Consider the following 6,523-nt stretch of genomic DNA (forward strand, 5'->3'; position numbering starts at 1 on the left):
CTATTAAACTAAATATAGGCGTTGCTGTCAAGTAGTTTTTGCATAATAGAAGATAAAAGACGATAAATAATCAAATATTGGCAAAATTAACTGTTTTTGCTCTCGATTTAGTCTTTAACACGCAGTAAATCATACTCGCTCATAATACGATGGATATCCGCATCGGCAGGGACAAATTGACGTACGCCTTTTTTTACCTCGGCATCATAGACTAGTTTGATAAACTTAGCATCGATAGCGCGACCGCGATTTTGCTGATGTACCGTTAAATATTGCAGACGCTTGGCGTCGGTTTGCCCATCATCAAAACAGGCAACAGCAGCGATAGGTTTGTCATTGAACATACCGACATACAGACATTGCCCGCGCTTAAAACCCTGCTCAACGATATTTAATACCTCGATACCATCAGGCTGCGCGTCATCGCTATCATATAATGCCTGCAAGCGCTCTGCTAGCTCATTGTCGCGCGCAGGTTTTCTGATAAGTGGTGTATCCAAGCTATTAATGGCGATCGCTTCTAAAGGCATAGCAGTTCCTATAAGCAAAGGGTTTTTATCGTATAAAGTAGCAGTATGACACAGCACAAAGTTATAACACGGCAAAAAGTCATAGAAAGTAGGCTGTAGAATATGATATCTAAAAGTCAGTGCAAATCATGATTAATAATACTGAACACACTATTTTAGCAGAATGAGGTAATTTTGTGCATGGTTTGCCGCTTGGTCGTGGCAGTAAATGTTAGGGTTTGCTATGATGAGGCTAGATGATATTTAGTACGTACAAACCCTAATACCTTGATATCTTTTGTATATATCATTTTCTAATACATTTTTTGCTAGCGCTGACCCAGACACTAGTAAAATATTTAAACATGTTTTGCCTTATTTATTGACCGCTTTTCACTGATAAAAAACTGATAGAGAGTAGCCATGACAGCCAATGCAATGACGACTGCTGATACACCTGAGCAAAATGCACCAAAAAACCTAAATCTACATGGTCGCCCTGAGCGTATCGCGACTGTCGAACGTAATACAGCTGAGACGCAAATCACTTGTACCGTAAACCTTGATGGCACAGGTAAAGGCACGGTGGATACTGGCGTGCCGTTTTTGGACCATATGATTGATCAAATCAAGCGTCACGGCTTGTTTGACTTAGAGATTAAATGCAACGGTGATACCTTTATCGATGACCATCATAGCGTTGAAGACACTGGTATTACCCTTGGACAAGCATTTAACAAGGCATTGGGCGACAAAAAAGGCATTCGTCGTTATGGGCATTTTTATGCACCGCTTGATGAGGCATTAACCCGCGCTGTCGTCGATCTATCAGGACGTCCGGGTTTACACATGGACATTCCATTTACCCGTTCGCATGTCGGTAATTTCGATGTTGACCTGTTTAGTGAATTCTTTTATGGTTTTGTGAACCATTCTTGGATGACGGTGCATTTAGACAATTTAAAAGGTAAAAACAGCCATCATCAAATCGAATCTACCTTTAAAGCGTTTGCTCGTGCGTTACGTATGGCGTGCGAATATGATGAGCGTGCACTTAATACGCTGCCATCGACTAAAGAGGCGTTTTAATGGCTAAAGTAACCAAAGTAGCGCTACTAGATTATGGCATGGGTAATTTGCATTCCGCCAGTAAAGCCTTGTCAGTGGTAGGGGCAGAAGTCTCTATCACCAATGATCCTAAGGTTGTCGCTGCGGCAGATAAGATTGTCTTCCCCGGTGTCGGTGCTATGCGTGACTGTATCGCTGGCATGCATGAAGCAGGGATTGATGACGTCATACGCCATGCGGTGTTTAATAAGCCTGTTATGGCTATTTGTGTGGGAATGCAGGCATTGTTTGAGCAGTCCGCTGAAAATGGTGGTACAGACTGTCTTGGCATCTTAAAGGGCAATGTAGAGGCGTTTGACCCTATGTGGAAGGATCAGCAGGGCACTACGATTAAGGTACCGCACATGGGCTGGAATACCATCAGCGGCATGGATTTTGACCACCCATTGTGGCATGGTATCGAGGACAACGCGCACTTTTACTTTGTGCATAGCTACTACTGCGAGCCTACTAATAGCTCACAAGTGGCGGCGGTATGTGACTATGGTCAACCGTTTTGTGCCAGTGTCATCCAAGACAATTTATTTGCCACCCAGTTCCACCCAGAAAAAAGTCATACTGCTGGCTTGCAGTTGTTGAAAAATTTCGTCGAGTGGAATGTGTAAATAGACGATAAATGTGAAGTGAATATTTAATTTAGTAGAAGGTAGATTATCAATTGTATAATCTGCCTTTTTTATGCTCAGCCATCACTTTGTAGCTGCCACTCTTTAGCTATTATAGTTTAGCCGTCATGGTTTAGTGATACTCTCAGTCGTTTTCTACTTGCTTATATTTGGAATATCTCAGTGGATTTCACCGCTTTTAAAATCAATATTATTGAAGTATCTGGCCTTGCCAAAGACGCCTTACATATCTATGTCGGCGTCGGCATCTATCTTTTGTGTTTGCTTGTGCTGCGTCCTATCATTAAAAACCAAAGCATCAGATCATTCATGGCTTTAGTCGTCGTGACGGGCATTGCCTTATTGGGCGAGTATTTAGATAATCGAAATACGATTGAAGCATCAGGCATGGCTGGCTTAAGCCACGAACAGCTGGTCGCAAGCCTCCGCGATTTGATCAATACCTGCCTGCTGCCTTATGTACTTTATGCCTTGAATAAATGGACGAAGATCTTTCGTGCGTCCAATCCTCCAACTAAGCTGTTAAAGCAGCGTTAATATTCCGAAGTGATTGTATTTCAAGTGTTGATAAAATGAACTTAAGTAGGATTTTATGGTGTAAAATTCATAATATAAAATATATAGCAGTCCATATTATGCCTTCATTTAAAATACCTACTCATATTTTTTCTTCTATCGTTCTATGTCTAACGACGTTTAGCTATCATTCAGCAGTGGCGAGTCAAAACGTCATCATTGACCTCAATAAACCCATATCAGCAGCACTTTTGGCACAGTACAATCGTGATGGTATCGAGATTGACTACGATGATACGACTGTATTGAAGCAAGTTTACGTGACAGCAAAAGATGGGGCAATCGCACGTCAGTTACCAAGTGGTGCTGCTCGAAAGGTGAAAAACTATGCCTTTGGTGAGAAATTAGAAGTCATTGAAGACAATAAAGAGTGGTACGGTATCAAAGCGATGGTACATAGGGAATATGAAGATGATGAGGGTCGACACGTCTCTGCTAATCAAGAGGAGAAAGTCTATATCAAAAAAAGTGATGTTGGTACTTTTGATAAGGTGGTATTGACTGCTGAAGATTTAAACATACTAGCATATCTATCCATTGGCGAAGACTACGAGACTTTTGAAAATGGCAAAGCACTTAACGATTACCTAAAAATAGAGCTAATTGATAAGGCTTTGTTTGAGAAGAAACGTCCACTTGCCGTTGATTTTCTATCAAAAGATAAAAGTATTAAGAAGAGAAATGGTGTTCTATCAATTGCAACCGCTGGCAAGGTAGTAAGGTTCACTGATAAGAATGTAGATAATGATGGGTATCAGATTTTTGAGTACGTAGGTCAGATTGCCCCGTTAAATCAGTATTTGGTCAGTGGAGGTTACTGGGAAAGCGGTGACTATAAGATGATTGATAAAAATTCGGGTGAGACGACGCAGACGTTTATAGATTATCCTCATATCTCGCCCAATAAAAAATATATCATCTCAGCCTATACCAACCCATATGAGCAATACACCGATCTAGAGCTGTATAGAATTAAGGGAACAGACATCATCCCGATTATGGGTGCAGGCTTTAGGCATTGGATGCCTATGGAGGAGCCAAGAGACATATTTTGGGCAAGAGATGGCTACCTGTATCTAGCGGTTACCCATAGCCTTAATTTTTGGGAAGAAGATGGGCGCCTCAATGATAAATTCCAATATATTAGGATAAAGGTGGATTTATAATTGTTAGGCTAAATACTAGCGAGTAGCATCGTAAATACGTTCAAAGTTGTTTTCAGTAAACTCAAAACAGAAGTATCCACTATCCTCATCACGATAAGCGGAGATATCTCCCTCTATACAGAATTCGTTAGAATTTTTAGAAAAAATTAGTTTTTTATAATTAACTAAGTATCCAAAAGGATAAGCTATTTGAGTTTCTGGGTTTATAACAACTAAATAACCAAAGTTATCTTCCGGAAACACTAAAACTTTATCTTTATCAAAATTGACAGTCTTGTCAGTATTTTTATAGGATATTTGATTATATTCGTCGCAAAAGTCTTCTACACCATAGTCATAGTTGCATTCCTCATTGCCATGAATCAAAACTTTATAGTTGGCGTCATCGGAATGTACAGCGCTACAACCAGACATTAGAAGTAAGACTATAGCTGACATAAGTCTCATTTAATTATTCCTAAAATAATGTGATGGCTGTAACTGGCGTAGAGACTTTCGAATACTTTTACACTAGATCTAACTATAATTCTCAGCTCACTTGCAAATCCTACCGACCATCATATAACTCACGCACCACTTCACCAATCGCTGCAATACCATCGGTTAGCGTCTGCTCATCAGCCGCGATACTCATACGAATACACTCATGTGCATGCTGATAATCGCTGACATCGACACCAGGAAAGAAATACTGACTTGGTACAATGAGTGTGCCTTTTTCTTTTAAAATCTCATACAGCTCAACGGTGGTAATCGGCAAGTCTTTAAACCATAACCATAAGAATATCGCGCCTTCAGGCTTATGAATCATCAACGGATAATCGCCCAAAGCTTCTTTTAACAGCTTCACGGCAAGGGTCGCCTGCTTTTGATAAAACGGTTTAATCTCATTATCGGCTAACTGCTTGATACGATCATTTTCTACCAATGGCGTGGCAATCGCTGCACCAAAGCGTGTCGGTGCTAAATTCACCACCGCATTCATCGCGCTGACCGCTTCAATCACTTTCGCATCGGCTACGATAATACCCGTACGCATACCGGGCAGGCCGATTTTAGACAGGCTAAAGCACAGAATCGTATTGTCATCCCACGTCAAATGCGCGTCTGAATAGATGATGTTAGGGAAGGGCATACCGTAGGCATTATCGATGATAAGCGGTATGTCATAACGTTTGGCAATCTTGGCCAAATGTGCCATTTCTTCATCGGTCAGCACGTTGCCCGTCGGGTTGGTCGGGCGTGAACAGCAAATCGCACCGATACGACCTTCTTTCAGCGCTGGCAAGTTCTCTAATGCGTCAAAATCGACACGGTATTTAAAGAAGCCGTCCACACCATCATGAGTCACTTCATCGATATGTGGCAATACCGCTGCGAAATGCTGACCTTCGACATGCACGTCGCTATAGCCGATATACTCAGGGGTCAATGGCAGTAGAATGGATTTGTCGATAGATTCGTTGTTCTCATCAAGCTTATTATCACTGAAAGCACCGCCAAATAGATTAAACAGGTAGAAAAATGCATTCTGTGAGCCATTGGTCAGGGCGATGTTTTCTGAGGTAATGTTCCAATCATAATGACGGTTAAAGAAGCCAACCAGTGCATCGATAAAGGCCGAATCCCCTTGCGGATTAGAGTAGTTCGCCATACTAATAATGGCGCTACTATTGGCCTCTCCTGCATCGTTATCATTGCCAAGCGCTTTATACGTCTCCAAAAACAGCTCATTAACGGCATCAATTTTGGCAGGGTTACCACCACCCAGCATGTTGACTGGCTGATCGCTTTTTAGCGCGTCGCCTAGATCGTCCATCAATTGCGAGATACCAGTGGGTTGGGTAAATTTTTGACCGAACTTTGAGAATTTCATAAGGCTACCATGCTGTTTTTGAGGGGTTTATAAGGTGGTATTTAATCGATAAAGTGGGGTTAGTATAGCAAATGAGAAGTATAAAATAAGCAAAGTGCAGGGTGGATATCGACTTATATGTCTATACAGGTTGTGAAGTAAAAAAAACGCCTTCTAGGTGAGTAGAAGGCGTTTAGGTTAAGTTGAATACGTACGACAACAGGTGACGTATTAGATATACATATTCTTGCTTGTCAGCACCAACATATTCATAATAAAAAATATGAAGTTATTTTTAAAACACTTAGAAAAATTTAATACTTAGAATTATAATTACAGGAATTTACTTTATTATTAGGGAAATACAGCTATGTTCGATTGTTCTAAAGAATTTAAAAAATTTTACAATAATCATGTAAAACTGCCCGATCAAGAAAAAAATATATTGAGAGATAAAAGAGATAAGAATATAAAGAGATTGAAAAATGGTTTAGAAAAATATAATAATGAAAATAATACTAGTTATAAGATTGCCGAATCTAGGACGCAAGGCTCTATGGCAATGCATACCATAGTCCAAAATGATAGAAAGGACTATGACATAGATGTGGCTATAGTTTTTGAATCAGACAACCTAGGTATAGTTAGTTCAAAATAAAAGTG

At 40.4% G+C, this 6,523-nt stretch carries 8 protein-coding genes; 5 read left to right on the forward strand and 3 right to left on the reverse strand.

What is annotated here, in order from left to right:
- Positions 1-107: 107 nt before the first annotated feature.
- A complete protein-coding gene (locus tag B2575_RS07305; RefSeq protein ID WP_045447620.1) occupies positions 108-530 on the reverse strand; it encodes a hypothetical protein in 423 nt (140 codons plus the stop codon).
- A 402-nt stretch (positions 531-932) separates the two neighbouring features.
- On the opposite strand from B2575_RS07305, the gene hisB reads away from it, so the two are divergent.
- The 4 genes from hisB (at position 933) to B2575_RS07325 (ending at position 4,005) form a co-directional block, all read left to right on the forward strand.
- Positions 933-1,598 (forward strand): imidazoleglycerol-phosphate dehydratase HisB, encoded by a 666-nt coding sequence (gene hisB / locus B2575_RS07310; protein WP_296240886.1) that lies wholly within the window; start codon positions 933-935, stop codon positions 1,596-1,598.
- A complete protein-coding gene (hisH, locus tag B2575_RS07315) occupies positions 1,598-2,242 on the forward strand; it encodes an imidazole glycerol phosphate synthase subunit HisH (protein ID WP_296240887.1) in 645 nt (214 codons plus the stop codon). The genes hisB and hisH overlap by 1 nt, the downstream gene beginning before the upstream one ends.
- A 183-nt stretch (positions 2,243-2,425) precedes the next feature.
- Positions 2,426-2,800: a hypothetical protein gene (locus B2575_RS07320; RefSeq protein WP_296240889.1), complete on the forward strand. Its 375-nt coding sequence runs from the start codon at positions 2,426-2,428 to the stop codon at positions 2,798-2,800.
- Positions 2,801-2,898: 98 nt separating this feature from the next.
- Positions 2,899-4,005 (forward strand): hypothetical protein, encoded by a 1,107-nt coding sequence (locus tag B2575_RS07325; protein WP_296240891.1) that lies wholly within the window; start codon positions 2,899-2,901, stop codon positions 4,003-4,005.
- A 15-nt stretch (positions 4,006-4,020) separates the two neighbouring features.
- Here the strand turns inward: B2575_RS07325 and B2575_RS07330 are convergent, their stop codons facing one another.
- Both B2575_RS07330 and B2575_RS07335 read right to left on the reverse strand, forming a co-directional pair.
- Positions 4,021-4,443: a hypothetical protein gene (locus B2575_RS07330; protein WP_193008879.1), complete on the reverse strand. Its 423-nt coding sequence runs from the start codon at positions 4,441-4,443 to the stop codon at positions 4,021-4,023.
- 109 nt (positions 4,444-4,552) lie between these two features.
- A complete protein-coding gene (locus B2575_RS07335; RefSeq protein WP_296240894.1) occupies positions 4,553-5,881 on the reverse strand; it encodes a valine--pyruvate transaminase in 1,329 nt (442 codons plus the stop codon).
- A 349-nt stretch (positions 5,882-6,230) separates the two neighbouring features.
- Here B2575_RS07335 and B2575_RS07340 point away from each other — a divergent pair, with 349 nt between their 5' ends.
- The gene (locus B2575_RS07340) at positions 6,231-6,518 is read left to right on the forward strand and encodes a cyclic GMP-AMP synthase DncV-like nucleotidyltransferase (RefSeq protein WP_296240896.1); all 288 of its coding nucleotides are present in this window, start codon (positions 6,231-6,233) and stop codon (positions 6,516-6,518) included.
- Positions 6,519-6,523: the final 5 nt, after the last annotated feature.

The organism is Psychrobacter sp. UBA6739 (genome assembly GCF_002453835.1).
GTDB lineage: Bacteria > Pseudomonadota > Gammaproteobacteria > Pseudomonadales > Moraxellaceae > Psychrobacter > Psychrobacter immobilis_A.

Coding starts and splice junctions, on each gene's coding strand:
- B2575_RS07330 (WP_193008879.1), bottom strand. CDS start 4,443: ATGTCAGCTATAGTCTTACTTCTAATGTCTGGTTGTAGCGCTGTACAT.
- B2575_RS07340 (WP_296240896.1), top strand. CDS start 6,231: ATGTTCGATTGTTCTAAAGAATTTAAAAAATTTTACAATAATCATGTA.
- hisB (WP_296240886.1), top strand. CDS start 933: ATGACAGCCAATGCAATGACGACTGCTGATACACCTGAGCAAAATGCA.
- B2575_RS07335 (WP_296240894.1), bottom strand. CDS start 5,881: ATGAAATTCTCAAAGTTCGGTCAAAAATTTACCCAACCCACTGGTATC.
- B2575_RS07305 (WP_045447620.1), bottom strand. CDS start 530: ATGCCTTTAGAAGCGATCGCCATTAATAGCTTGGATACACCACTTATC.
- B2575_RS07325 (WP_296240891.1), top strand. CDS start 2,899: ATGCCTTCATTTAAAATACCTACTCATATTTTTTCTTCTATCGTTCTA.
- hisH (WP_296240887.1), top strand. CDS start 1,598: ATGGCTAAAGTAACCAAAGTAGCGCTACTAGATTATGGCATGGGTAAT.